At 52.6% G+C, this 25,652-nt stretch carries 22 protein-coding genes; 9 read left to right on the top strand and 13 right to left on the bottom strand.

Annotated elements, in window-relative coordinates; all coding sequences use genetic code 11:
- Positions 1-3: 3 nt before the first annotated feature.
- Positions 4-660: a thioredoxin family protein gene (locus tag F7231_RS12000; RefSeq protein ID WP_166692065.1), complete on the bottom strand. Its 657-nt coding sequence runs from the start codon at positions 658-660 to the stop codon at positions 4-6.
- Between the two features lie 127 nt (positions 661-787).
- A complete protein-coding gene (gene proS / locus F7231_RS11995; RefSeq protein ID WP_166692064.1) occupies positions 788-2,260 on the bottom strand; it encodes a proline--tRNA ligase in 1,473 nt (490 codons plus the stop codon).
- Between the two features lie 284 nt (positions 2,261-2,544).
- Between proS and F7231_RS11990 the strand changes: the two genes are divergently transcribed.
- From F7231_RS11990 to F7231_RS11975, 4 genes are all read left to right on the top strand, one after another.
- Positions 2,545-3,837, top strand: coding sequence for a hypothetical protein (locus tag F7231_RS11990; protein ID WP_166692063.1), 1,293 nt, complete (start codon positions 2,545-2,547; stop codon positions 3,835-3,837).
- 191 nt (positions 3,838-4,028) lie between these two features.
- On the top strand, positions 4,029-5,627 hold the full coding sequence (locus tag F7231_RS11985) for a hypothetical protein (RefSeq protein WP_166692062.1): 1,599 nt from the start codon (positions 4,029-4,031) through the stop codon (positions 5,625-5,627).
- A 151-nt stretch (positions 5,628-5,778) separates the two neighbouring features.
- Positions 5,779-6,597: an aldo/keto reductase gene (locus F7231_RS11980; protein WP_166692061.1), complete on the top strand. Its 819-nt coding sequence runs from the start codon at positions 5,779-5,781 to the stop codon at positions 6,595-6,597.
- 56 nt (positions 6,598-6,653) lie between these two features.
- Complete coding sequence (locus tag F7231_RS11975) at positions 6,654-7,058, top strand: glyoxalase (RefSeq protein ID WP_229369858.1); 405 nt, start codon at positions 6,654-6,656, stop codon at positions 7,056-7,058.
- A 92-nt stretch (positions 7,059-7,150) separates the two neighbouring features.
- Here F7231_RS11975 and F7231_RS11970 read toward each other — a convergent pair whose 3' ends face one another.
- The 3 genes from F7231_RS11970 to argH form a co-directional block, all read right to left on the bottom strand.
- Positions 7,151-8,749, bottom strand: a complete 1,599-nt coding sequence (locus F7231_RS11970; RefSeq protein ID WP_166692060.1) for a hypothetical protein — start codon at positions 8,747-8,749, stop codon at positions 7,151-7,153.
- A 127-nt stretch (positions 8,750-8,876) separates the two neighbouring features.
- Positions 8,877-9,752 (bottom strand): carbon-nitrogen hydrolase, encoded by an 876-nt coding sequence (locus F7231_RS11965; RefSeq protein WP_085413748.1) that lies wholly within the window; start codon positions 9,750-9,752, stop codon positions 8,877-8,879.
- A 122-nt stretch (positions 9,753-9,874) separates the two neighbouring features.
- A complete protein-coding gene (argH, locus tag F7231_RS11960; protein ID WP_229369927.1) occupies positions 9,875-11,134 on the bottom strand; it encodes an argininosuccinate lyase in 1,260 nt (419 codons plus the stop codon).
- A gap of 309 nt (positions 11,135-11,443) precedes the next feature.
- On the opposite strand from argH, the gene F7231_RS11955 reads away from it, so the two are divergent.
- Positions 11,444-12,436, top strand: coding sequence for a type I phosphomannose isomerase catalytic subunit (locus F7231_RS11955; RefSeq protein ID WP_166692058.1), 993 nt, complete (start codon positions 11,444-11,446; stop codon positions 12,434-12,436).
- A gap of 105 nt (positions 12,437-12,541) precedes the next feature.
- Positions 12,542-13,369: an energy transducer TonB gene (locus tag F7231_RS11950; protein ID WP_229369855.1), complete on the top strand. Its 828-nt coding sequence runs from the start codon at positions 12,542-12,544 to the stop codon at positions 13,367-13,369.
- A gap of 36 nt (positions 13,370-13,405) precedes the next feature.
- Here F7231_RS11950 and F7231_RS11945 read toward each other — a convergent pair whose 3' ends face one another.
- The 3 genes from F7231_RS11945 to F7231_RS11935 form a co-directional block, all read right to left on the bottom strand.
- Positions 13,406-14,239, bottom strand: coding sequence for a TIGR02757 family protein (locus F7231_RS11945; RefSeq protein WP_166692057.1), 834 nt, complete (start codon positions 14,237-14,239; stop codon positions 13,406-13,408).
- On the bottom strand, positions 14,236-14,448 hold the full coding sequence (locus F7231_RS11940; protein ID WP_085413754.1) for a hypothetical protein: 213 nt from the start codon (positions 14,446-14,448) through the stop codon (positions 14,236-14,238). Before F7231_RS11940 ends, F7231_RS11945 begins: the two co-directional genes overlap by 4 nt.
- Before the next feature lie 99 nt (positions 14,449-14,547).
- Positions 14,548-15,666, bottom strand: a complete 1,119-nt coding sequence (locus F7231_RS11935; protein ID WP_166692056.1) for a LysM peptidoglycan-binding domain-containing protein — start codon at positions 15,664-15,666, stop codon at positions 14,548-14,550.
- Positions 15,667-15,759: 93 nt separating this feature from the next.
- Between F7231_RS11935 and kdsB the strand changes: the two genes are divergently transcribed.
- The 3 genes from kdsB to porX all read left to right on the top strand — a co-directional run bounded on the left by kdsB (position 15,760) and on the right by porX (position 19,250).
- A complete protein-coding gene (gene kdsB, locus F7231_RS11930) occupies positions 15,760-16,518 on the top strand; it encodes a 3-deoxy-manno-octulosonate cytidylyltransferase (RefSeq protein WP_166692055.1) in 759 nt (252 codons plus the stop codon).
- A 114-nt stretch (positions 16,519-16,632) separates the two neighbouring features.
- Positions 16,633-17,517, top strand: coding sequence for a glutamate--tRNA ligase family protein (locus F7231_RS11925; protein WP_166692054.1), 885 nt, complete (start codon positions 16,633-16,635; stop codon positions 17,515-17,517).
- Between the two features lie 155 nt (positions 17,518-17,672).
- Complete coding sequence (gene porX / locus F7231_RS11920) at positions 17,673-19,250, top strand: T9SS response regulator signal transducer PorX (protein ID WP_085413759.1); 1,578 nt, start codon at positions 17,673-17,675, stop codon at positions 19,248-19,250.
- A gap of 78 nt (positions 19,251-19,328) precedes the next feature.
- Here porX and F7231_RS11915 read toward each other — a convergent pair whose 3' ends face one another.
- From F7231_RS11915 to F7231_RS11895, 5 genes are all read right to left on the bottom strand, one after another.
- The gene (locus F7231_RS11915; RefSeq protein WP_166692053.1) at positions 19,329-20,066 is read right to left on the bottom strand and encodes a hypothetical protein; all 738 of its coding nucleotides are present in this window, start codon (positions 20,064-20,066) and stop codon (positions 19,329-19,331) included.
- A 182-nt stretch (positions 20,067-20,248) separates the two neighbouring features.
- Complete coding sequence (locus F7231_RS11910) at positions 20,249-20,647, bottom strand: DUF2267 domain-containing protein (protein WP_085413762.1); 399 nt, start codon at positions 20,645-20,647, stop codon at positions 20,249-20,251.
- A gap of 125 nt (positions 20,648-20,772) precedes the next feature.
- Positions 20,773-21,852 carry a class II fructose-bisphosphate aldolase gene (gene fbaA / locus F7231_RS11905; protein WP_085413763.1) on the bottom strand — a complete coding sequence of 360 codons (1,080 nt, stop codon included), beginning with the start codon at positions 21,850-21,852 and terminating at the stop codon, positions 20,773-20,775.
- A 200-nt stretch (positions 21,853-22,052) separates the two neighbouring features.
- Positions 22,053-22,688: a SanA/YdcF family protein gene (locus F7231_RS11900; RefSeq protein ID WP_085415189.1), complete on the bottom strand. Its 636-nt coding sequence runs from the start codon at positions 22,686-22,688 to the stop codon at positions 22,053-22,055.
- A 175-nt stretch (positions 22,689-22,863) separates the two neighbouring features.
- Positions 22,864-25,506, bottom strand: coding sequence for a DNA gyrase/topoisomerase IV subunit A (locus tag F7231_RS11895; protein WP_166692052.1), 2,643 nt, complete (start codon positions 25,504-25,506; stop codon positions 22,864-22,866).
- Between the last annotated feature and the right edge of the window lie 146 nt (positions 25,507-25,652).

Raw genomic sequence — 25,652 nt, 5'->3', positions numbered from 1 at the left:
CGTTTATTCGGTAGGGAGACGTGAATCAACAGGCGATCCCGCCCATGCCCTAATCTGCGTAGCCAGTTCAGTCTGCGTGTGCTGCGTGTGATCTTTGGCGTACCAGCCGTGCGCCCGCTCAATCACCTCCTCGAAGGGAAGATTCTGAGTTTTCCAGACGTCCATTTCTGCTTGCAACGCCTGTGGGCGTGGCCCCCACGTACCCAGCTCGCGGAGGGTATCGGCCTCCAGACAAATCAGCTTTGGAATAGATCGTCCCCCGTTGGTTCGGTACGCATCGATCACATCGATGTGCTGGTCGCGTAGCAGGAGGCGCAGTTCAATTTTTCCTGAAAAATCGGCAATATGTTTCATGACCGGTAGTGTCTGGGCCACGTCGCCACACCATGACTCTACCAGCACCAGCCATACCCAGGTACGTTGTTGGGCAGCCAGGGCCGTTTTTATCGATTCGGTCAGCAGTACCGTTTTTTCGAGCCGCCGAATTCGGGCAAAATTCACGTTGGTAAACCCCAGAATCTGCTCCGTGTTGTAGTGCGGGTCGTCGGAGGTGGTCAGTTTGTCAGCAAACCGCTGCTTCGCCAGACTCATGTACTGCGCATAAGTCATCGACTCGGCTATGAGTGCAGGCGTGATAGGGGGGATGGTTGTTGGTTGCATAGGTAGTCAGATAAGCAACGAAAAGCGACGTTCGTTTGTGTAAAAAAAGGGCAGTATTGCAGCACGTTGTCAACCCAACAACGTTCCGTAATACTGCCCTTTGGCAGCTACATCACTCTACTTCAAATTAATACGCCCGGGCAAAGACCACGCGCTTAGTCGATGGTTTACCGGAGTATACACACGTACCCGCTTCTTCAGGCGCATCCAGCGGGATACACCGGATCGTGGCTTTCGTAGCGTCTTTTATCGCATCTTCCGTTTCGGAGGTGCCATCCCAGTGGGCCATGATAAAGCCGCCTTTTTCGATTTGCGCTTTGAACTCGTCGAAGGTATCCACCCGGAACGTATTCGCCTCGCGGAACGCCAGGGCTTTCTGGTAAATCGACTTCTGGATATCGTCGAGCAAATTCTTAATGTGCTCGGGCAGACCGTCGAAGGCGACGGTTTCTTTCGTCTTCAGGTCACGACGGGCAATCTCCACGGTTCCGTTCTCCAGATCGCGCGCCCCCATTGCCAACCGGACGGGGACACCGCGCAGTTCGTATTCGGCAAATTTCCAGCCCGGCTTGTTGGCGTCCGAGTTGTCGTATTTCACGGAAATGCCAGCCTTTTTCAACTCCGCCATCAGTGGCTTCACCTTGTCAGTAATTGCGTCTAGCTGCTCCTCAGAACGGTAGATAGGCACGATTACTACCTGAATAGGGGCAAGCTTTGGTGGAATAACCAGACCAGCGTCATCTGAATGAGCCATAACCAGGGCACCCATCATCCGCGTCGAGAGGCCCCATGACGTACCCCATACGTACTCGAGTGTATTCTGCTTGTTCAGAAACTGCACGTCGAACGCCTTGGCGAAGTTTTGACCCAGGAAGTGCGACGTACCTGCCTGTAAGGCTTTGCCATCCTGCATCATTGCCTCGATGCAAAGCGTATCATCTGCACCTGCAAAACGCTCGTTGGCCGACTTGGTACCACGAATAACGGGCATGGCCATCCACTCTTCAGCGAAGGTGGCGTACACTTCCAGCATCTGCCGGGTTTCCTCCTGCGCTTCCTGCGCCGTAGCATGGGCCGTGTGGCCTTCCTGCCATAGGAATTCGGCTGTACGGAGAAACAAACGGGTCCGCATTTCCCAGCGAACTACGTTGGCCCATTGGTTAATCAGTAGCGGCAGATCGCGGTAACTCTGGATCCAGTTTTTGTACGTGCTCCAGATAACCGTTTCCGACGTTGGCCGTACGATCAATTCTTCTTCGAGTTTAGCGTCCGGATCAACGATAATTCCGGAGCCATCTTCGGCATTTTTGAGCCGGTAATGGGTCACTACGGCGCACTCTTTGGCGAAGCCCGCCACGTGCGATGCTTCCTTACTCAGGTATGATTTGGGGATAAACAGCGGGAAGTACGCGTTCTGGTGGCCGGTTTCCTTGAACATATCGTCCAGGGCCCGTTGCATCTTTTCCCAGATCGAAAAACCGTAGGGTTTGATGACCATGCAGCCCCGAACGGCTGAATTTTCGGCCAAATCAGCCCGTTTGACCAGTTCGTTGTACCATTCCGAGTAATCCTCGGCCCGCGTCGGTAATGCTTTAGCCATTAGTTGCCAGTTTATCGGTCACAACTCGCTGCTTTCTGTATCGCTATCTGTGTACCCGGTTGTAGGCCAGGAGCGTAACTGAAAACGGCAAACAGTAAACGGTAAACTATTTTTTAAAAAGATTAAACCTTGATTAGATCACCTTGTCTAAGTAAATAGAAAGGGTTGCAAAGATAGGTTTTAATCCTATTTTTGTAATCAAACAGCCACCATTCTGGTTATAATGGCAGCTTGATACTTTCTTTCTGCTTGAACCCTCACACTAGTATTAACCGCTTGGTTTTATGAGACTAAATAAGACGTGGCAATATCTGGCAATGGTCGCTCTGCTAGGTACGGGAGCTTGTAGCTCCAGCCGTCAGGTTGCCCAAAATGCCGGTGAGGTCGATGACCTCTATGGTAACTCAGGCGACGCGGCCGTATTTGCCGGCGACGACCGGAAAACGACGCAGCAGGATGTTCGTCAAGCCTCACGGCTCGACCGTCGTCAGCTGCAGCAGCGTGGCGCCAACCTGAACCCAGATTATGTGGACGGGCAGCAGGGCGAAGCCGACGCTGATTATTACACTGAATTAAGCGCCCGTCAGGTACAGCGTGGTATCTCACCCGATCCGGGTTGGGGAACCAGCTACAACGACGGTTTCGTAAACGGATATAACCAGGGTCTGTACGGTGCCAATAGCTGGAACCGCTGGGGGCTGGGTAACTCCGGCTTTTTGGGCGGCATGAGCTTAGGCTTTGGCATTGGCTCAGCGTTTGGATACAGCCCATTCGGTTACAGTCCGTTTGGCTATAACTCGTACGCTTTCGGTAGCCCATTCGGGTACAATCCGTATGCGTACGGTGGCGGGTTCTACGATCCGTTCTATAGCTCGTTCGGCTACGGTGGATTTGGTGGCTTCGGTTACAATCCTTACGCGTATTATGGTGCTGGTCTGTACGGTGGTGGCGCATATTACGGCCGCCCAACAGTTGTTAACAACAACTATATTGTAACCGGCGCTGACCCATACCGGAATAACCGGACATATGGCCCTCGTGGTAGCAGCACGTCGGCACGTTACAGTGGTGATTTCAACAACTCATCGCCAACTGGTGGTCGTCGGTCGGGTAACTACAGTTCGTCGTACAACAACTCGTCTACAGCCAGCGGTAACTATTACAGCACGCCGAACTCGGGTCGTGGGTCGAGCCGTGGTGCCGGATCGTACAACAATTCGTCGTCACCAAGCGGCGGTCGTACATCAGGTAACTACTCGCCATCAACGGGGTCTGCATCGGCAGGTACGTATTATGAGCGTCCGTCATCGAACAGCAGCCGGTCGTACACACAGCCTTACAGCAGTGGTGGTGGCAGCAGCCGTGGTAGCTACACGCAGCCATCACAGCAGCGGTCGTCATACCAGCAGCCCTCGCAGCCGAGCTACAGCAATAGCCGTAGCAGCCAGACCTACAGCACGCCAAGTTACAGTGCACCTAGCACGCCTAGTTATAGTGCGCCAAGCGCACCAAGCAGCTCAGGTAGCAGCGGCGGTGGTTACTCAAGCGGAAGCGGTAGCTCACGTGGTCCAAGATAAGTTGACCTGATTTTTTTATCGAATAATCCCCGTTGGAAAGACTTCTGGCGGGGATTATTTGTTATAGCTGGGATTCATGTTCGAAAGTTGTCTTTTGTCGTTAAACCAATAGTGGGGTTTGCGCTCTAAGACCAATACACCAGTTGCGTGTAAAACGGACTTGCATTCACTTATCATACTCCTATACGCACATGAAACGCCTTTTAGCCGGTCTTTTGCTGGCTCTCCCCACATCATCGCTTCTGGCACAGGGAAGCGCAGCGGAATATGCCGACGATGCCTTTCGGTACAATGATTTTGTTCAGCAGGGCTCGGCCCGTTTTCGGGGTGTAGGTGGTAACCACACCGCGCTGGGTGGTGATGCCAGCAACATTGCCGGTAACCCCGCAGGCCTTGGCTTCTACAATCGCTCAGAGTTCACGCTTAGTCCGTCAATCAACCTTTCTTCGTCGAAAAGCGGGTTTTTAGGGTCGAACACAAACGCCAACAAGACGAACGTAAACATCGGTCAGTTAGGCTTGGTGTTTGCGGGTGAATCGTCGCGCAATAGCCGGTGGCGGCGGTCGTCATTCGGTATTTCGTATTCGCAGTCGCAAAACTTCTCCGATAGCTTTGACGCGCAGGGCCGGAACAATAACATCAACTCGTCATTCCTGAACGAATACCTTCCGGGGTTGAACAGCGGCGGACCTGGTAGCGTAAAAGAGGGGGCGCTTAACAGCGATTTTGACGATAGAACGAATACCGCTCGTACACCTGAAGCGGCGCTATACGGGTTGTTTCTGTTGAATCCAACCGTCTATGGGGCTACGCCTGCTAACCCATCCGGAACGATTGACACGAACGGATCGCCTTTTTTTAGTAATGATCTGGACGTGCTTCGGAATCAGCGTATAACGGCCAACCGGTCGGGTGCCAATTCGCAGTGGACATTTGGCTACGGCAGCAATTTCGATGATAAGCTGTATCTGGGTATCTCAGCTAACATTTCCAGCATTCGCTATAATTCAGAAATTACAACTCGCGAGTTGCCAATCAATGGGGATTTTGATAATTACGGTCGTACCAACAACCTGACAGTATCAGGTACCGGTTTTGGGGTGAAAGTTGGGGCTATTTACCGGCCCGTGCAAAGCTTCCAGATCGGTGTCGATGCGGCTTCGCCAACGTTCTACAGCATGAAGGAAACGTTCCAGCAAACATTTTTTGCCTTTGGCCGAAATCCAAGCCTGATAAGTCAAATGGGTACGAACAGTGTATCGGTAGACCCCAACGATTTTGAGTATTCGATGACATCACCGTTCCGGGCATCGGGTGGGTTTACTTACTTCCTTGGTGCGGGTAAAATTGGTTTCATCACAGCTACCGCCGACTATGTGAACTACAGCAGCATGCGGATTGGTACCGATGTGTTTAACACAAGCCAGGGAAACCAGGATTTTAAGAACGACGTAACGGCTGAAGTGAAGAACACCTACCAGAATGTGGTGAATGTACGGGCAGGTGCTGAAATTCGGGCTAGTATGTTTCGTATTCGGGGTGGTGTAGCATACCTGCCTTCAGCGTACAAAATTGATCTTGACCGGGTAAACCGGGATGATCGGGCGCGGGTATTATTCTCGGGTGGTGTTGGTCTACGTTCTGACCGGTTCTTCGCCGACGTATCTGCCTCGTACTATGGACAGAAGTCAGGAGTCTCTCCCTACATCCTGAACGACTCCGATACGCCAACAGTGTCAACCACGTCACAGCGGACCAACGCAATGCTGTCTATCGGGTTCTTCTTCTAAATACAGTTTGTATCAATAGTAAAAAGTCTGTTCATCGGTGATGGGCAGACTTTTCTGCGTTTACTGGGGTTTACACAGCAGGCAGGTTGTTTCTCTCCGGACTCATTGCTGCTGTTTACAGGCAACACGCCACTTTCGTTTAGTTTTAACCATGAATTCACCAACCGTTAAGCTCAATAATGGGGTCGTCATGCCCATGCTGGGGCTGGGCGTATACGCGCCCAATCACAACAACGAAGTACAACAAGCCGTAGAAGCTGCGTTGGAGCTAGGCTGTCGCCTAATCGATACGGCGGCAGGCTACGCCAATGAGCGCGAGGTAGCGCTGGCGCTTTCCGCAAGTGGCGTGCCCCGAAATGAGGTGTTTATCACGACTAAGCTCTGGAACGACGATCAGGGTTACGAAACCACACTAAGGGCATTCGATCGGAGCCTGGCCGAGTTGCAGCTCGATGTCGTGGACCTTTACCTCATTCATTGGCCCAATGGCCCCGACCGGCTGGGTACGTGGCGGGCGATGGAGAAACTATATGCCGAGGGGCGTATGCGGGCCATTGGGGTGTCGAATTACTACCAGCCCCATCTGGATGAGCTCTTCAATATAGCAACGGTAATCCCCACCGTGAATCAGATTGAGTTTAGTCCGTATTGCTACCGGCCCGATGTGGTCGAGTACTGCCGGGCAAGGGGCATTCAGATAGAAGGCTACGCGCCGCTTATTCGTGGACTTAAGCAGAACGACCCGAAACTTCTAGCCATCGCTGAAACATACGGCAAAACGACCTACCAGATTCTGGTGCGCTGGTCGCTCCAACATGGCGCGGTGACCATTCCGAAATCGGTGAAAAAAGATCGGATTAAGGCCAACTTCGACGTACTTGATTTTGAGCTGTCGGTCGCCGATATGGCGGAACTGAACACCTTTTACGACAACACGCGGATTGCCACCGACCCGTCTGAGATCGCCTAACTACGTATTGCTGCCAATTGGTGGAATAGGCGGGCGGTATTTGCTGTTGTACTGGTATGAGAGATACCGCTTTGCTGGCCCTCCGGCCTGAAATTGCTACCGAATCCACGACGTCGAACCCCGCCGAGACATTTCAAAACCAGACGCTACGGCCACTGTTGAAGCTGCAAAATGAACTGTTGCTGGCTCTGTTCCGGCATTACCTCGTCAAGCGAAAGCAACTTGGCCCTGATGCGCGTTTTGCCAAAATGGGGCAAACCGAACAGGAGACTTATATCGAGCACACCATTCAAACCGATCAGAAGTTCAGAAATCTGCTGGTCGGCGTGATCGTCGGGCAGTTTACAAGCGAGGAGTGGACCCTTTTTCTAGCTGATGAGGCCGAACTGACCCGTCGCTTGGGCAACATGCTGATACAACGCATACAGAGCCAGCGGCAGCAGCTGGTACGTGGGGAGTAGGTGCAGATTTTACTATGCTGCTGGATGGCGTTGATGCGTGTTGCTTCGTGATAGAGCGTATCGCTGTCCAAGGGCCACGCGTCAGCGATACACTACATCGTGGCTCGGCCTAAATAGATTTCGTCACCATTCAGCCGGATGGTAGTGTAGAATTGCTTGCCATTTGCAACGTACCTGACCATCATTGAGGTTTGCTGGCCGGGTTTTGCATATGGCATCGTGGCGGCAATCAGAATCTGGCTGCCATTTACAATGGCGCGGGCAAAGGGCAATTGACGCGTTTTAAGCTGGTTTGCATTGTATTTGTACCACGTTCTGCCATTGTCAAATGAACATTCGGTATCCTGATTCAGGTACGTTTCGTTTCCGTCAAACAGGTCACTGTGGTGTTTAAAAAGCCGCCACAGGCCGTGTATGTAGTGTTCATAACAGGCGTATACCCGGTCGTTTCCGGTACCGACCTGGGCCGGATCGCTGGGAGTAGGCTGGTCGGGTTTAAGCTCCACGAAGTCGTCCCAGAAAACTACCCCGCTGCCGCCGGTAAACCAGTAGAAAATTGCCATCCCTTCGGCCACTGCCGGTGGGGCCGGGTTCGATGACTTCTCACTTCGGTTGAATGGCCCCTGCGTGTTGAACACCCAATGGTAGGCCATGCGCTTCTTATTGGTCAGCCGAATGTTGTATTCCTGCTCTGACAGCAAGCCCGCCAGCCAGTGCCGCGCGGCATCGGCGTTGTGCGGAATCGTGTAATCGAAATCAGGATAGTAGAAGTACGTACCCGGCATGTGGAAGTCGGCGTAATCGGAATACGACTTACCGACAATATCGTCGGGCATGCCTCGCTTGCGCGAGGTAGCCGTGTGGCGGGCAGGCATATTAAACAGCCACTCGATGCCTGCATTATAGCTGTCGGCCCGCGAGTAGCCAAACCCGTTGTGCGCACTCGGGCCAATGCCTCCAATGTCGGTGTGCCTGCCTGCTACGTCGGGGGTCACATCGCGGGTGGCCTTGATGAAATACGTGTATAAGTTGGCGTGTTCCTGCCGTTTGCCATCGCTAATTCCTTCATTCTCAATGTCGAAGAAGATTTTGCTATACCCGCTGCTTCGAACGCCATCTGGGCAATCGCCAAACAACACGCAGCTACCTGCCAGCCCCTGAATGGCCGAATAGATATTCTGAATGGATTTTGGGTTGTTGGCTGGTGGGCGGAAGTAGGTCTCCGGCGCCAGTTCGCTGTTGCCTGCCCAGGGAATATTGTACGGTTCAACCCTGAAATGATGCTGCCCAACGGCGTCGGCCCGCTGTTCGAAGGTGAGGCGGCTTTTCCAGCCTCGCGGCATTTTGGCCAAATCGCTGGCGATTTCCTGATCAAACACCATACGGGTTCGGTCAATGGCCGTAAAGCCACGCCGGAACAGAATACTCCAATCTTTCAGGTACAAGTTTCGCCCCGCCCCGGAAAAGGTAACCGACTTGGTTTTAGGCATCGTAAAGTCGTCGACCACATTTGCGTTCCAGTACCCTTTGCGCGTTGTTGGGGTAAACGTACTGCGGGGGGTGGGGCTCAGGGCCGTCACTGCTGGCAGTGGCCCATCTACTTCCGCTCCTTTGGTGTGTACCATTTTATCGGTGCTGGTCACCAGCAGTCCGCCGGTCACGCTGGCCGCCAGGGCAACGAGTAATCGCATAGTGGTTTTGGTCATGAATGGGAGTACCGGACGGCTAACCGCCCGGCTTATGTAACGCGCCGCGCTCATGAACATTGTTCGACCTATTGTCAGGTGGACGAACGCATGAGCGCAGCGCGCTGATCACTTAGGCCTCGTCGAGGTACCGCTTTGTAATTGGCTGGTACGAATCGATGCGACGGTCGCGGAAATACGGCCAGGTAGTACGGTACTTTTCGCCCGCTTCCAGGTCGATTTCCTGCACGTGTACCACCTCCTGGTCATGCGGCGCCAGGTAGAGCAGCGAGCCAAAGGGATTCGACACAAACGAACCGCCCCAAAACTGCTGATCGGCTTCACGGCCAACACGGTTTACCGACACCACGTGCAGCCCGTTGGCGATGGCGTGGCTGCGCTGAATGGTTTGCCAGGCGTTGTACTGCTCTGTGTTCTGAGCCGGGTCGGGTTCGTTGGTATCCCAGCCAATGGCAGTCGGGTAAACCAGCAAATCGGCACCCATCAGCGCCGTAATGCGGGCTGCTTCAGGGTACCACTGATCCCAGCAAATAAGCACACCTACGCGGGCAAATTTGGTGTCGAACACTTTATACCCCAGATCACCGGGGGTGAAATAAAATTTCTCGTAATAACCCGGATCATCGGGAATGTGCATTTTCCGGTACTTGCCCAAGTACGTCCCGTCGGCGTCGAGCACGGCGGTCGTATTGTGGTACAGGCCCTGCGCCCGCTTCTCGAACAGCGACGCCACGATCACCACACCCAGTTCGGCGGCCAGTGCGCCCATGCGGTTGGTCGTGGGGCCGGGAATGGCCTCGGCCAGGCTGAAATTATGGTGGTCTTCAACATCGCAGAAGTACAGCGACGTGAATAATTCCTGCAGACAGACGATCTGAGCCCCTTTTTGCGCTGCTTCACGAATGCGTTCTTCTGCTTTCAGAATGTTGGCTTCTACGTCGGCAGAGCAACTCATCTGCACCAGACCAATATTGATTTTTTTAGACATAGTGGCTGTAAAGCCGAAGTTCCAGCTTCGGTAGTGTAAAAATTGTAGTAGCACCTAAGCTTCAGCCTGGGTGCTACCCTAAAAACGGTAAATGGCCCTGTCCTGTTCCGGGTTAATTTGACCTAAGCCAGCAGCGCCTGCTCAGCGGCCAGAGCTTTATCGGCCCCAAAGCCAGCCATTGCCTGTTCCATCGCGGCCACAATTTGCTCGTTCATCAGGTTGCCAATGCTGCCTTCGTGCGTATGGTGTAGCGCGCGGGGGGGCAGGTACGTATGCTCGGCGATCTCTTTACCTACTGTGCGGTAGGCCTCGCGGAACGGTATGCCGCTCAGCACCAGCTCATTGACGCGCTCGACGCTGAACAGCAGATCATACTTGCTGTCGTCGAGCAGGTTGGGTTTCACCTGAATGTGTTCGAGCATGTAATCGGCAATGTCGAGGCAATCGAGCAGATCGTTGAAAGCAGGCATCAACACCTCTTTCAGCAGTTGCATATCGCGGTGGTAGCCGGAGGGCAGGTTACTCATCACGAGCGTCACCTCCATCGGCAGGGCCTTCAGTCGGTTGCACTTACCCCGCAAAAGCTCAGCTACGTCGGGGTTTTTCTTATGCGGCATGATGCTGCTGCCGGTTGTGAGGGCATCCGGGAGCGTCAGGAACGCGAAGTTCTGGCTGTTATACAGACAGATATCCATGGCCAGCCGGGCCAGGGTAGTCGCTACTGTCGCCAGGGCGTTCAGGGCCGTTTGTTCGGTTTTTCCCCGGCTCATCTGCGCATACACGACGTTCACGTGGAGGCCCTCGAAACCAAGTAGTTCAGTGGTAAGGGTGCGGTTCAGCGGGAACGACGAGCCATAGCCGGCGCCCGACCCCAGCGGGTTCCGATTAGCAAACCGATAAGCCGTTTGCAGCGTCAGCATATCGTCGGAGAGGGCTTCGGCGTAGGCACCAAACCACAACCCAAACGACGAAGGCATGGCGATCTGTAGATGCGTATAGCCGGGAAGCAGATCGTTTTTGTGCTCGTCGGACCGGGCAATTAGGCGGTCGAACACCCGGCGGGTGGCTTCGGCTACCTGCCACAGCCGCGAGCGGGTAAAGAGCTTCAGGTCAACCAGCACCTGATCGTTGCGCGACCGGCCCGAGTGAATTTTTTTGCCGACATCGCCCAGCGCCCGTGTCAGCATAAGCTCGACCTGTGAGTGCACGTCTTCCACGTCGTCTTCGATCCGAAAGTCGCCCGACTGCGTCTGTGGATAAATGCGCTTCAATTCAGTGGCAAGCTGCTCAAAGTCAGTAGGAGAGAGCAGGCCGATCGTTTCGAGCATCTGCGCATGGGCCAGGTTGCCCAGCACATCGAAGGGAGCGAGGTGCAGGTCCATCTCACGGTCGCGGCCAACGGTGAACCGATCTATTTCAGCGGCGGTAGAGACGCCTTCTTTTTGCCAGAGCTTAGTCAACAGAGTAAAAGAATGAAAGAGTGGAAATGATCAACAGGTGGCCGAATGCACTGATCGGCCCGGTTAACTCCCCAAAATTAGGCACTATCGGGCGCTTTCGGTCGTTTGGCGAGCTACTCTTTCGTGTCTGAGATATGTTCGTTTTGTCATTCAAGGGATGACGCATTGCAACATCACCCTTAACTTGCCGGTTGTTAGGATAAACGATGCTTACTACAACTATCTTTTTTTATGCTGTACCCGCTTACATTCACGCCGCTCTTCAAAGATAAAATCTGGGGTGGTCATAAGATAAAATCTATTCTCGGAAAAGACTTTCCGGCTGGTCCCGACGGGCCATTACCAAACTGCGGCGAAACCTGGGAAATATCAGGTGTTCCGGGTAATATATCGGTAGTTAAAGAAGGCGCGCTGGTTGGTGAAAATCTACAGGCTATTCTGGAGAAATTCGGTCCCGAACTGGTGGGCAAACACGTATATGAGCGCTATGGCAACGAGTTTCCGCTGCTGGTGAAGTTCATCGATGCCAATGACGACCTGAGTATTCAGGTTCACCCGAATGATGCACTGGCGCGCGCCCGGCATAATAGCTTCGGCAAAACCGAAATGTGGTACATCATGCAGGCCGATCCCGGCGCTAAACTAAACTCAGGTTTCAACCGGGAAGTGACAAAAGAAGAATACGTTCAGGCGGTTGCTGATAACACGATTACCGATATCCTGAATATTGAAGAAGCACAACCCGGTGATGTGTTCTTCCTGCCGGCTGGTCGGGTGCACTACATCGGCAAGGGCCTGCTACTGGCCGAGATTCAGCAGACGTCCGACGTGACGTACCGCATTTACGATTTCGATCGGAAAGACGATAAAGGCAACACCCGTGAACTGCACACCGAGCAGGCCGTTGATGCCATTGACTACACGTATCACGCTGACTACAAGACGCTGTACGACAAAAAGCTGAATGAAAGCGTGAATGCCGTAACAAGCGACTACTTCGTGACCAACGTGCTCCGTTTCGATCAGGAAGTGCTGCACGATTACACGCATCTCGATTCGTTCGTTATCCTAGTCTGTGTTGATGGGTCATTGACCATTCAGGCGACGGGCGGCTACTCGGTCAGCCTTAAAATGGGTGAGTGCGCACTCATTCCTGCCTCCGTTACCTCCGTTACGCTTGTTCCCAACGGCAGCATGACGGTACTGGAATCGTATGTTCCTTAAGTAACGTGTCATGTTTCAAGTTTCCGGTGCGCTGCTCATCAACCAAATGGAGAATGAGCAGCGTACCGGAAACTTGAACTACCAGCTTATGCATTCTTTGGCCATATGCATCTACACGTCAAACTAAACGGTGTAGACATGGCTAACTTCGATGACATTCTTTTTGCAAACCGCAACCAGGCCTACGGGGCTTTCGCGTTGCGTCAGGCATATCGCCACACCCTGGGCCGGGCGCTGGTGCTGGGTACGTTGGTATTTGTAGGTGCCCTGCAACTGCCCGCGCTCTACAATTGGGTGAAGCCCGACAAGCAGGAATACATGCGCGAACTAGTGCTGGAAGATGTTAAGCTGGAAGTGCCTCCAGAAGAAAAAGTCATTGTGCCGCCTAAACAGGAAATTGCGCCAGTGGTGGCAACAGTGAAGAATCTGGTGCCCGACGTGGTGGCCGATGCTCCTGAAGATAACTCGGTCGCTACGATCGAGGAACTGCAAACCGCCACATCGGGCCCAACCACGCAGGAGGGTACCGGCGACGTTGAAATGATTCTGGCGCCCGAAGCAGCCACCGGACCAACGGCAATTGAACAGGCGATCGAAACCCCACCTGCCAAAGATGACGCTCCCTTTCTGGCGGTCGAACAAATGCCGGAATTTCCCGGTGGGCAAGCTGCGCTCCTCAACTATCTGCAACGTACCCTGCGCTATCCGGCAGCGGCCAGCAGCGCCAATATTTCGGGGCGGGTAGTGGTTGGCTTTATCGTAAATGCCGATGGTAGCCTCGCCGATTTTCAGTTGATGAAAGGGCTGGGCTTTGGTACCGACGAAGAAGCATTGCGGGTGCTGAAAGCCATGCCAAAATGGAAACCGGGTCGCCAGTCGGGTCGTCCTGTGCGGGTTCGGTTCAACCTGCCCATCTGGTTCACGCTGGAATAAACAAGTCGGCTTCGGTTACTAAACCGAAGCCGACTCTTACATTTCTCCTTCAACGCCCAGCCCAAAGAGCGCAAAGTCGTACCGGACGGGATCGATGGGGTCGAATTCGCGAAGCACATTGGTTAGGGCCGTGGCCGCTTTCCAGTCGGTTTTAGGCGTCTCGTCGTTTTTAAGTGCCAGCAGGCCCAGCTTACTGGCTACCCGACCAACATGAACATCAATAGGAATCACCAGTTGGTCAGGCCGGATGCGCTGCCAGATGCCGAAATCAACGCCGGCATTGTCGCGTCGGACCATCCAGCGCAAAAACATGTTGAGGCGCTTGCAGCCCGAGTTGCGCGCGGGCGTGGCAATGTGTTTCCGGGTACGTTCGGGGAAAAACAACTCATGGTCGCCCGATTGTCCGCAGAACCGATCGTGAAAAATGCGGAGGTGTGGTTCAACGGTCGGGCTGTCTGCACCGGCGGGCGGCAGAAACGCATCTTCCAGTGACTCGTGCTTCAGGTAATACTGCTTCAGAAAATGCAGGAAATACAGTGTGTCGGTCGTGTTGAAAGTGCGGTGCTTGAAGTTCAGAAAACGGCGCAGGTCTGAATCTTCGTGGTACCGGACAAAGTCGTGTGGAACCCCTTCCATCAACGTAACTAACTCATTCGCTTTTTGCAAAATAACCGGACGTTGACCCCAGGCTAGTACGGCCGCCCAGAAGCCCATAATCTCAATGTCTTGCGGGCGGGTAAAGCGGTGAGGAATACTGATCGGATCGCGCTCGATGAACGCGGGTTGATTGTATTGGCTGGCTTTCTGGTCCAGAAACACACGTACCTGCTCAGGAGAGAACGTACCTGACAATGCAACGGGTGACCTCATTTGCTCTTACCGCCAGTAGCAAGCCAGGCCCCGGCCCGCGAAACGCCCGACATAACGGCCAATAACGACGAGATGACGAAGGTGAACGTGGCAATAAACGGGTAAGAAAGTATAAAGAGCACATTGAAGGTTTTAAAACCTGCTGAAGCTCTCATCTTTGCGTCCCGTTCTTTGTGTCGGCGGGCAACCCGTTCTTCTTTTGTTTCCATTTCAGACTTGTTGTAGATCAGGAAGTTGGCTACACTAACCGGGCCTAAAACAGGCCCTGATTGACTAACGATTAGCCTGTTACCTGGTTTTGGCTATAGCTAATTTGAATAACTAACCTCAGCCCGAAAACGCTGCCCATTGGGTGAAAGTTTCTCGAATGCCCGTCCGGATAATCGAATCAGCACCTGGTTGTTGATGCCTGTGTCGGGGAGTTTGCCGATCACTTTCACATAAAGGCTCTGGTTGGTAATGTCGTTACGTACCTGAACCAGCGTACCAACCGGGGCTGATCGATGCAGGGCGAGGTACTTGGTCGAAGCATCGTTGCCGTTGATCAATTCAGCAAAACCAATTTCTGATTTCACGTTGCCTTTTGTCGTCACCGGTGCTGGGTCGTTTTCGGCAGCGCGCGTATCAGCCGGCTTCGATTCGGCCACTTTGGGTTTTGGTTTGGTGCCCGGCGTTGCTACTGGCTCGGGCGTAATGATAGGCTTCGCTTCCAGCTTAACGGGCTCAGGCTCGGTGGGTTTAGGTTTAGTTTTGTTGGCAGTTGTTGAGGTTGTTGCGCCATTGGTGTTACGCTTTGCCTCATACGCTTTTTCAGAAACGATCAATGATTGGCCTACCTGAATGCCGTCGGCTCCCAGTTCGTTCCACCGGCGCAGGTCGGCCATGGTTACGCTGTAGCGAACGGCTAGACTGTACAGCGTCTGTCCTGACTCAACTACGTGAACTCCGTTGGTGGCCGCAGCAGCGGTTCGGGCTGGCTTTTCCAGAGATTTTTCGGGCCGGGCCGTCGGTTTTTGCTCCTGCTTGGTTGCAACCTTGTCGGCTTCTTCTTCCGCCGCTTTCGTAGCTTTTTGCTTTTCTTTTTCCTCTTTTTTCAGCGCTTTTTCTGCCTCACGCTGTTCCCGGCGAGAGAGTGATGCGTCGGCGACGGGGGCCGATAGAGGCACGCGAAGAAGCTGGTCGTACCGAAGTGTATTGTCGACGAGGTCTGGGTTTGCCGATTTGATGGCATCAACAGTCGAATTGTAGCGGCGGGCAACGGCGTAAAGCGTCTGGCCCTGGTCAACGCGGTGCAGGGCAAATCGCTTACCATCGCGCCGTTCAACACCCACAGAATCAACGAGCGAGGCAGGGTATATGGGCGCGGCAACTGTGGCCTGGGTGAGCAATAGAATAGCGGGTATGGCGGCGGTTACTAAACGATTCATGGGATCAGAGGAGGCTGGAGTGCAAAAAATAGCAGAAGGCCTTTAACGTAAAACTAAATAGAAAAGCACTCATATTTGCAAGAAAACGCCTTTATGGACATTCTTGGTATTATTCCGGCTCGGTATGCCTCTACCCGATTTCCGGCAAAAGCGCTGGTCAATATCAACGGGAAAAGCATGATTCAGCGCGTTGTCGAGCAGGCCCGGCAGGCGGCTTCACTGACGGCTGTGGTAGTGGCTACCGACGACGCCCGTATCTACGATCATGTACGCTCGTTTGGAGGCGAAGTAGTGATGACCGGGATGCACCACCAGAGTGGTACTGATCGTTGCCAGGAAGTAGTTGAAAAGCTGGGCGGAACGTACCCGTATGTGGTGAACATACAAGGCGATGAACCGTTTATCCAACCCCGGCAAATCGATCTGCTAACCTCCGTACTCGATGGCGCTACCGAACTGGCAACATTAGTGAAGGCCATTACCGACCCGGCAGTGCTGATGAACCCGAACTCGCCGAAAGTAGTGGTCAGTCAAACCCATGGGGTGCTTCGCGAAGCCCTGTATTTCAGTCGGCAGCCCATTCCGTATCAGCGTAGTCGACCAACCGATGTGGCCAGTTGGCTTCAGAACCATACCTACTGGAAACACATCGGCCTGTATGCGTACCGCACTGATATCCTGGCCCGAATCACTCAACTCCCCCCGTCGCTGCTCGAGAATGCCGAAGCGCTGGAACAACTCCGCTGGATCGAGAACGGCTACCGCATCCGTGTGGTTGAAACCGATCTGGAAAGCTACGGTATCGACTCGCCGGAAGACCTGATACAGGTTACAGCACTCAACCTCCACTGATCGATTCGTAAGCTCTTGTGGTGCTGGGTACGTTGCGTTGATTTCAGTGTATGAATGAATTCCTACACAACACCACCCTGACTTTTCCGGATCTGGTACCTGATCCTCGTTACCATGCTTTTCAGAATTGCTCCGACCCCTTCCGGCTATCTGCACCTCGGCAATGCCGTGAATTTTGTGCTGACGTGGCTGGCTGCTCGGCAGCGGGGCGCAAAACTGTTGTTACGGATCGATGACCTCGACGACGCCCGCAAACGCCCCGAATATGTCGACGATATTTTCAGGACTATCGATTTCTTAGGGTTAGATTATGATTTGGGTCCAGGTTCCCCCGACGATTTCGAAGCCAATTGGTCGCAGCAGCACCGGCTCGACCGGTACGCCGATGCACTTGAGCAGTTACGGGCTACTGGCCGCGTGTACGCCTGTGGGCTGTCGCGTCGCGAATTAAGAGCTTACGCTACAACCCCGCGAAGTCAGGGCGACGTGTACCCGGCCGAAGGCCGCGCGCAGCAGCTTTCGCTTGATGCACCGGGCGTTACCTGGCGTTTTTGGGCTGAGGGGAACGGTGAGGGTGATTTTGTCGTGCGTCGGCGCGAGGGACTGCCGGCCTATCAGATCGCCTCGTTGACAGATGATTATGATTTCGGCGTAACGCACCTGATTCGCGGGCAAGACCTGTATGAATCGACTGATCGGCAGCGTCAATTAGCCCTCGCCCTGGGTTGGACCGATTTCCTGACTGCCAGCGTTTGGCATCACCCGTTACTGGTCAGTTCAACCGGACGGAAACTGTCAAAGTCGGCGGGAGACGGGCAAATTGCGCAAACGTCTGTTCGGAATGTGCGCGAACGGGGAATCATTCCCGAAGTCATTTTTGGGCAGGTGGCGCGGCTATTAAGTGCCCCCAAAGAAGTGGGGCATACGCTGAAGGACTTACTCGACTGGGGCGTTTCTGATGATCTGTTTACGGCCGTTCAGACTGTTAAACTATCATAAATACGAACTGAGTGAACAGACCGGGTCGTTAGAAGTTAATTACATGAAAGTCGGAAGAGGCCGATGGTCAGCTGCCTGAACAGTTATAGCAGCTCAGTATACGAACTATCCAGACCTGGTATTCTTCACGACGACTTTCCAGATTACAAGTCTCTATGCAAAACTACACTATACTCTGGGCCGACGACGAGATCGATCTGCTGAAGCCACACTTGCTTTTTCTGAAGAACAAGGGCTACGATGTCACACCAGTGAATTCGGGTGCCGATGCGCTTGATAAAGTCGAAAATGAGCAATATGACCTTGTGCTGCTCGACGAAATGATGCCTGGTATGACCGGTCTCGAAACGCTGGCACAGATTAAACAGATGCGTCCCAATTTACCCGTGGTTATGGTAACCAAGAGTGAAGAAGAGCACATCATGGAAGAGGCCATCGGCTCGAAGATTGCCGATTACCTGATCAAACCGATCAACCCCAGTCAGCTACTGCTGTCGCTGAAGAAGAACCTCGACAACAAGCGTCTGGTGACTGAGCGCACCAACATTGGCTATCAGCAGGATTTCCGAAACCTCGCTATGCAATTCGGGGACCGGATGGATCACAATGAATGGGCCGATGTGTATAAGAAGCTCATCTATTGGGAGCTTGAACTCGACAGCGCACAGGATAACAGCATGATTGAGGTGCTGAACATGCAGAAAAGTGAAGCCAATTCGAATTTCTGTAAATTCATCATCGAGAATTACGAAGACTGGCTCAACGATCCTAAAGCGGACAAGCCGGTTCTGTCGAACCAGTTGATGCGTAAAAAAGTATTTCCGCTGCTGAACACGACTGAAACCGGACCACCAACGGCACCGCTCTTCTTTATACTGGTCGATAACCTTCGGTATGATCAGTGGAAGATCATTGAACCGATTATCAACGATTTCTTCACCGTACAGGAAGAGTCATCGTACTACTCGATTCTGCCAACCACCACAAGCTTTGCCCGTAACTCGATTTTCTCGGGACTGATGCCCAGTGAAATGGAAAAGCAGCACCCCGATATCTGGGTGAACGACGACAACGAAGAAGCCGGACTTAATAACCACGAAGACGAGTTTCTGAAACGCCAGCTCGATAAAGCGCGGGTCAACGTGAAGACGTCGTACAACAAAATTCTGAACGTAGGGCAGGGGAAAGCACTGGTTGATAACGTGAATAACCTGATGCAGAATCAGTTGAACGTGGTTGTCTACAACTTCGTGGATATGCTCAGCCACGCCCGTACTGACATGGCGATGATCAAGGAACTGGCTCCCGATGAAGCCGGTTACCGCAGCCTGACCCGGTCGTGGTTCCTGCACTCCCCGCTGTTTGAACTTATCAAGAAGATCGCCGACAAAGGTGGCCGCCTTGTTATCACCACCGACCACGGCATGATTCGCGTGCAAAAACCCGCCAAGATTGTGGGTTACCGCGAAACCAACACCAACCTGCGCTACAAGCAAGGCAAAAACCTTGGCTTCGACGATGACCACCTGTACGTAGCGCGCAAGCCGGAGCGTCTGTTCCTGCCCAAGCCAAACGTATCGACAGCCTACGTATTCACGACGGAGTATTACTTCTTCGCGTATCCGAACAACTACAATTACTACGTCAACTACTACCGCGACACGTTCCAGCACGGTGGTGTCTCGCTCGAAGAGGTGATTATTCCCTTCGTGTACCTTACACCGAAGAAATAGGGACGTACCTGAATTACAGTAAAAATGCCCGACTCAGGTATGAGTCGGGCATTTTTACTGTAATTCAGGTATCAAATATCAAAGTCGATTCAACGCAACAAGATCGTTTACTACGGCTGCATAGTCATCTTTCATCTTCACAAGAAAGTGGGCTCTGATTTCCTTTGGAAATACTAGAGCAGACATCTTGTCGCTATATGGACCAGTGGCTGTAGTATCGCTCAGACTGGTAATCTCTTTCTCAATGAGGACTTTCCGCCGTTCTGCCGCTCCGATCGAGGCAGTTTTCATCGCCATAAACTGGTTGGGTGGCAGGTGGTGTTTTAGCTTTTTCAGGGCAGCAGCTAGGGTTGCTGAATCGTATGACCTGGCCTCGATAAGTTGCTGGGTGAGGTAGGTGATCTGTGCGTAATCCGACCCGTCAAGAATGCCATATTTGGTCAGCAAAATCTTGGGATAAAGCTGTTTAAATACGCTTATGATAGGCTCACCTGCGTAATCCGTAAGAAAGGCGCGATAGCGATCAATGGCGTTGCTGGTCGATATAGTCTGGCCCACTCCCGGTTGAGGAACCGGAATCGGGTCCAGAACCATCAGTTGGGCCAGCATTAGTTGAAAGGACTTTGTGCAATTGCCACTCGCCGGAGTTGGACAGAACGCTGAATTGTCGATTGGAATTTCTTCAAACGACTTCCGGATCTCTACCTGTTCAGGATGATCAATAGTTGGTAGTTCAGTTTTCTTGTCAGCCACCTGATAGTCAGTACAGCTTAATGTGCTCAGCGTGATAGCGGTAGATAAGATAAACTGCTTCATGTGGATTGATCATTTCTTTACGGGATGAAGAAAGATAGTAATTTCCACAGCTCATGCTGGACAAATGCTTTTGATTGGTAAGCGAGCACTCTCTCTGGTTAAGCACAGAGCCAGAGCCACAGAGGACATATTGTTTTTTGTCCCTGTGCCGTCTGTGATTCTGACTCTGTGTTTGCCGTCACTTACAGGCTTCCTGCTGTTTCAAACAGTGGTGCGTAATCATCTGACAACGTACCTGCAATTTTTCGGAGTTCATCGGCAGTGATCATCTGACTCAGTAACTGAACAAACTGGTGTGTGTACCGCTTGCCTGTCTCATCATCGACCCCCGCCCGGTCGGCAACCCGCTCGTAAAACTCGGTCAGTTTGAAGCGCTGACCCTGATCGCGGTCTTCCGGACCGATCTCACGGATGATGTCCAGGAGTTGAGCGGGAAGCTGGGCTCCCATGTTGTCGGCGGCATTGCCTGCCAAATGATCAGTGAGCGTATGTAAAAACGCCCGGCTGATGGTTAATACGTCGGTTTCGGTAGTCACGCCAAATTGTTGCTTGGCGGCGTGCACAAATTCAGGATACTGCATAACGTTGGTCGACTAAATAGGTTTATTCTATCAACCCGGCAGCCTGGAAAGGGTTTGTGTAAATGGCATAAAAAAGCCCATCAGCCGGTAAAGACTGATGGGCTTTCAGGTACGTACCTGGTAACCTAGGCCAGGCGGTTGATGCAGTTCAAGTCTTCGAAAGCCGTTTTGAGGCGGGCAATCATCGACTCTTCGCCTTTACGCAGCCACACCCGTGGATCGTAGTATTTCTTGTTTGGCGAATCTGGACCTTCGGGGTTGCCCAACTGTGATTGCAGGTACCCTTCTTTCGACTTGTAGTAGTTCAATACACCTTCCCAAGTAGACCACTGCACGTCGGTGTCGATGTTCATTTTTACGGCGCCGTACTGGATCGCCTCCCGGATTTCGGCACGGGTTGAGCCCGAACCACCATGGAATACGAAGTTTACTGGCAGGGGACCCGTACCGAACTGCTCAACGATGTAATCCTGCGAGTTCTTCAGGATAATCGGTGACAGTTTCACGTTGCCTGGCTTGTACACACCGTGTACGTTACCAAAGGCAGCGGCGATGGTGAAGTTGGGTGAAATCTTGCTCAGGTGTTCGTAGGCATACGCTACCTCTGAAGGCTGCGTATACAGTTTCGAATCATCTACATCCGAGTTGTCAACGCCATCTTCTTCGCCGCCGGTTACGCCCAGCTCAATTTCCAGCGTCATGCCCATTTTGGCCATCCGCTCGAAGTACTTGCACGAAATCTCGATGTTCTCTTCGATTGGCTCTTCCGATAGGTCGAGCATGTGCGATGAGAACAGCGGCTTGCCCGTTTGGTCGAAGTGTTTTTCTGAAGCCGTCAGCAGGCCGTCGATCCAGGGGAGAAGTTTCTTGGCGCAGTGGTCGGTGTGCAGAATCACCGGAACACCGTAGAGCTCAGCGATATTATGGATGTGCAGGGCACCTGATACAGAACCGGCAATGGCAGCGCGTTGACCTTCGTTCGAGAGCGATTTGCCCGCGTAGAAAATACCGCCGCCGTTCGAGAACTGAATGATAACTGGCGAGTTCACGGCTTTTGCCGTTTCCAGCACGGCGTTCACCGAATTGGTACCAACCACATTGACAGCCGGAAGGGCGTAGTCATTTTCATTAGCGTGGCGGAAAATTTCAGAAACACCATCACCGGTAATGACACCTGGTGAAAAACGGGTGGCTACTTCGCTCATAGAGGAGATTTTTTGAACTTTAATAAGAAAAAATTATGTCAAAGGTAGCAGTGACAAAGTGTAGGCTTTTCGGCACCGCAAAGTACAATTTCTGTCGTGATAAATTGCTGACCCCCGCTTTGTTACCCGAACCTCTGTTCGTAGTCTGACCTAGCACCCGACCGATTAAGGCGCAAACGAAACAGGAGAAAAAGGGAGGCTTACAAGCGCTTATTGCCCGTTTCGGGTTGCGGCCGGAGGAAGTGAACATCGAGCATGGCGAGGGGCCGTGCCATGTACTCCCGCACCAGTGTTTTCAACGAGTACCCATCAGGTACGTCCTGTGCAGCAAAAGCGACCCCGTTGATGCCTTCGTAGTTGCCGATGTATAGGGCGCGGGCGTTATGGAAATTCTGCGAAATGATGGTAATGTGGTGCTGTTTAAACACCTCTTTGCACCGAAGAATAGAGTCGAACGTTCGATAGCCCGCATAATCGGGAATCATCACGTCAGATGGGACACCGAGCTTCAGCAATGCTTTTTGCATGTCTTCGGGCTCGTTATAAAACTCTGAATCGTTATTTCCGCTGAGAATCAAAAACTTGACTTTCCCTTCTTTCCAAAGACGGGCGGTCGCCTCCATCCGGTAGCGGAAAAACAGGTTCTCGTTTCCGTTCTTCACGTATTTGCTCGTACCAAGTACAAGGCCGACATCATTGGCAGGCAGCTTGTTCAGGTCAAAATAGATCTGTGACTTGGTACTGTAAACGACCCACCAGTTACACAGCAGTATCACGAGTACGCCCGTAAACGCCGTACCGATGCCCACTTTCGCTGCACGCTTCCAGGCCCGCATCGAGAGGCGGTGTGAGAGGCGGCGGCGTGCGGCGGCACGGTCGATATGACGAGCTGTTATCATTCGTTTGTCATTCAAGGTCTAAAGTGTAAAGTCTACTATTTTACTGACAGCGGCTTGAGATTTGCTCAAGCTCGGTGCCCGTTGACGGTACACTTTAGACCCCTGAACATCCTTAAAACAAACCTAGTTGAACAACACCTTCCGGTTCTTCCTCAATGGTCGGTTTGTCAACCACAGTCACTTTCGGCGCATCGGGCAGTGACTCCACAACTTTCGGCGCGAGTAGTTTACTTTCTTTCACCTTTACATACGGCAATTTGGTGCCGAGCGCTTTCCAGCCACGAATATCTACCGTTTCGGCTGGCTCAAGCACCGTTTTTTCGAGCGGTCCGCGATCCTTAAGTTGGTACTGAACTTCAATACGCGGAAACGCATCGGCCGTTGCAGTCAGCAGCTTTGAGCCTTTGATATCCCCGATCAGACTAAACTTCTTGTCGATCGTGGTCGTCTCCACTTTGAATCGTTTAACGTAGTACAATTTTTGGGCCGCCTCGTAGTAAAGGGCCGAAATAACTGTTTCGGGGTCAAATTTCTGAAGCACCAGGATGTCAGACGGTTCATACCGGTTGGTCAGATCGAAACTGGTGAGTTCGTACTCGCCGTTTTTGTACACCACCAGAATGCTGTCTTTAGCGTCGAAGTTGCCGAGCAGACGGCCCCGTTCGTCGCGGTTAAGGCGCCCCATATGGTCGTCGTACCAGATATCGGTGCCGCCCAGCGTAGATGAGCCCGCCGTTTTTTGAACGATCTTCCGAACCGAGTACTTAGTCAGGATATTGCCTTGCGCCGACCGGTTTTTGATGCCAATCGTTGCGAAATCAAAATCGAACTGTTTCAGTTTCGCTGCACTTTGAGCCGTGAGGTTCACCGTGATTACCTCCGCTTCGCCGTTATCATTGGCGGTGAAGTAGGTAATCTTCGACTTGGGGTTGCCCATTGTCAGGTCATACTCGCGGTCGCGGGTAACGGCGGTGACGGGGAATCGCTTGGCCATCGAAATCCCCGACTTGCCATCGAGGTAAATCAGGTTGTAGACCTTCCGTTCGTCGTTTTTCTTGAACACCGACACATGAATAACGTCTTTGCCCACGAATGTCTTCTCCTGAATTCGGGTAACCAGGCATTTGCCATCGCGCCGGAAAATAATCACATCGTCGATGTCGGAGCAGTCGCTGACAAACTCGTCTTTCTTAAGGCCGTACCCGATAAAGCCACCCTCCCGATCGACATATAGTTTCTGGTTGGCCGCTGCCACAACATTGGCGGCAATGGTGTTGAACGCCCTGATTTCGGTGCGGCGTTCGCGTCCCTTGCCATACTTCTTTTGCAGGTCTTTGAAGTAGCTTATGGCGTAGCGGGTCAGGTTAGCCAGGTTATCTTCTACATCGGCCAGTTCTGCCTCCAGGCGCCGCATGAGCTCATCGGCCTTGAATCCGTCGTATTTCGAAATACGCTTGATGCGGATCTCGGTCAACCGGATGAGGTCGTCCTGCGTGATTTCGCGGTAAAACAGCTTCTTATGCGGCTTCAGCCCTTTGTCGATGGTTTCGAGTACCGCCTCAAACGTTTCGCACTCTTCAATCTTCCGGTAAATCCGGTTTTCAATAAAAATCTTCTCCAGCGACGCGTAAAGTTGCTTTTCCATCAACTCGCTCCGGCGAATGTCAAGCTCCTGCTTCAGCAGCGCCACCGTTTGCTGGGTATTGTACTTCAATATCTCCGATACGCTCACGAAATGCGGCTTGTCGCCGATGATAACGCAGGCGTTGGGGGAGATGCTGACCTCGCAATCGGTAAAGGCATAGAGGGCGTCGATCGTCACATCGGGCGAAACACCAGGCTGCAGGTGCACCACGATTTCTACATCCTTCGCGGTGTTATCGACTACCGCCGGTATGTTTTTGCCGGGCGACTTAATCCGGATTTTGCCTACTTCTGCGGCTTTGACAATCGAGTCGCAAAGTGAGGTGGTCGTCACACCGTAGGGCACATCCCGAATGGCAAGCGTCTTTTTATCGATCTCTTCAATGCGGGCACGTACCCGGACTTTACCGCCCCGGTGACCATCATTGTAGTTGCTGACATCGATGTAGCCGCCCGTCTGAAAATCAGGGAAAAGCGTAAAGGGTTTGTCCTTCAAAATCGCAATCGACGCCTCGATCAGCTCGTTGAAATTATGCGGTAAAATCTTGGTCGAGAGGCCAACGGCAATACCATCAACACCCATTGCCAGCAGCAGCGGGAATTTGACGGGGAGCGTTACGGGCTCTTTCTTCCGGCCATCATACGAAAGCTGCCATTCGGTGGTGTCGTTGTTGAAGACAACGTCGGCTCCAAACTTAGACAGACGTACCTCGATGTAACGTGCCGCTGCCGCTCCGTCGCCGGTACGCACGTCGCCCCAGCTTCCCTGCGTGTCAAAAACCAATTCTTTCTGCCCGATATTAACCAAGGCTTCATTGATGGAAGCATCACCATGAGGGTGATACTGCATCGTTTGCCCGATCACATTGGCTACTTTGTTAAAGCGGCCATCATCCATTTCTTTCAGGGCGTGCAGAATCCGTCGCTGGACGGGTTTAAGCCCGTCTTCTATGGCTGGGACAGCCCGCTCCAGAATAACGTAGGAGGCGTAATCGAGAAAGTACGTTTCGTAGAGGCCCGATACCACGGTTTGGTCGTGGAGGACCGCTTCGGTTTCATGAGTGTTTGTTGTTGTGTCGTCAGACGGTTCCTGATATTCGTCGTTCACCATGTAGCAGCGAGGTGTTAAAAATACCCAGACGTACTTAGCGCAAGCATGTCAGTGGGGTGGCGTATTCTGGCAATTGTTTACCCCCTAAAGATACAAAAAAACGGCCATAAATCCACGTAGAGGCCTAATTAGTCTGTATAGAGCCA

Source organism: Fibrivirga algicola, assembly GCF_011742925.1.
In the GTDB taxonomy this organism is placed as follows: Bacteria; Bacteroidota; Bacteroidia; order Cytophagales; family Spirosomataceae; genus Fibrella; species Fibrella algicola.
The sequence above is the reverse complement of the archived record's forward strand: the minus strand, read 5'-3'. Positions and strand labels throughout refer to the sequence as shown.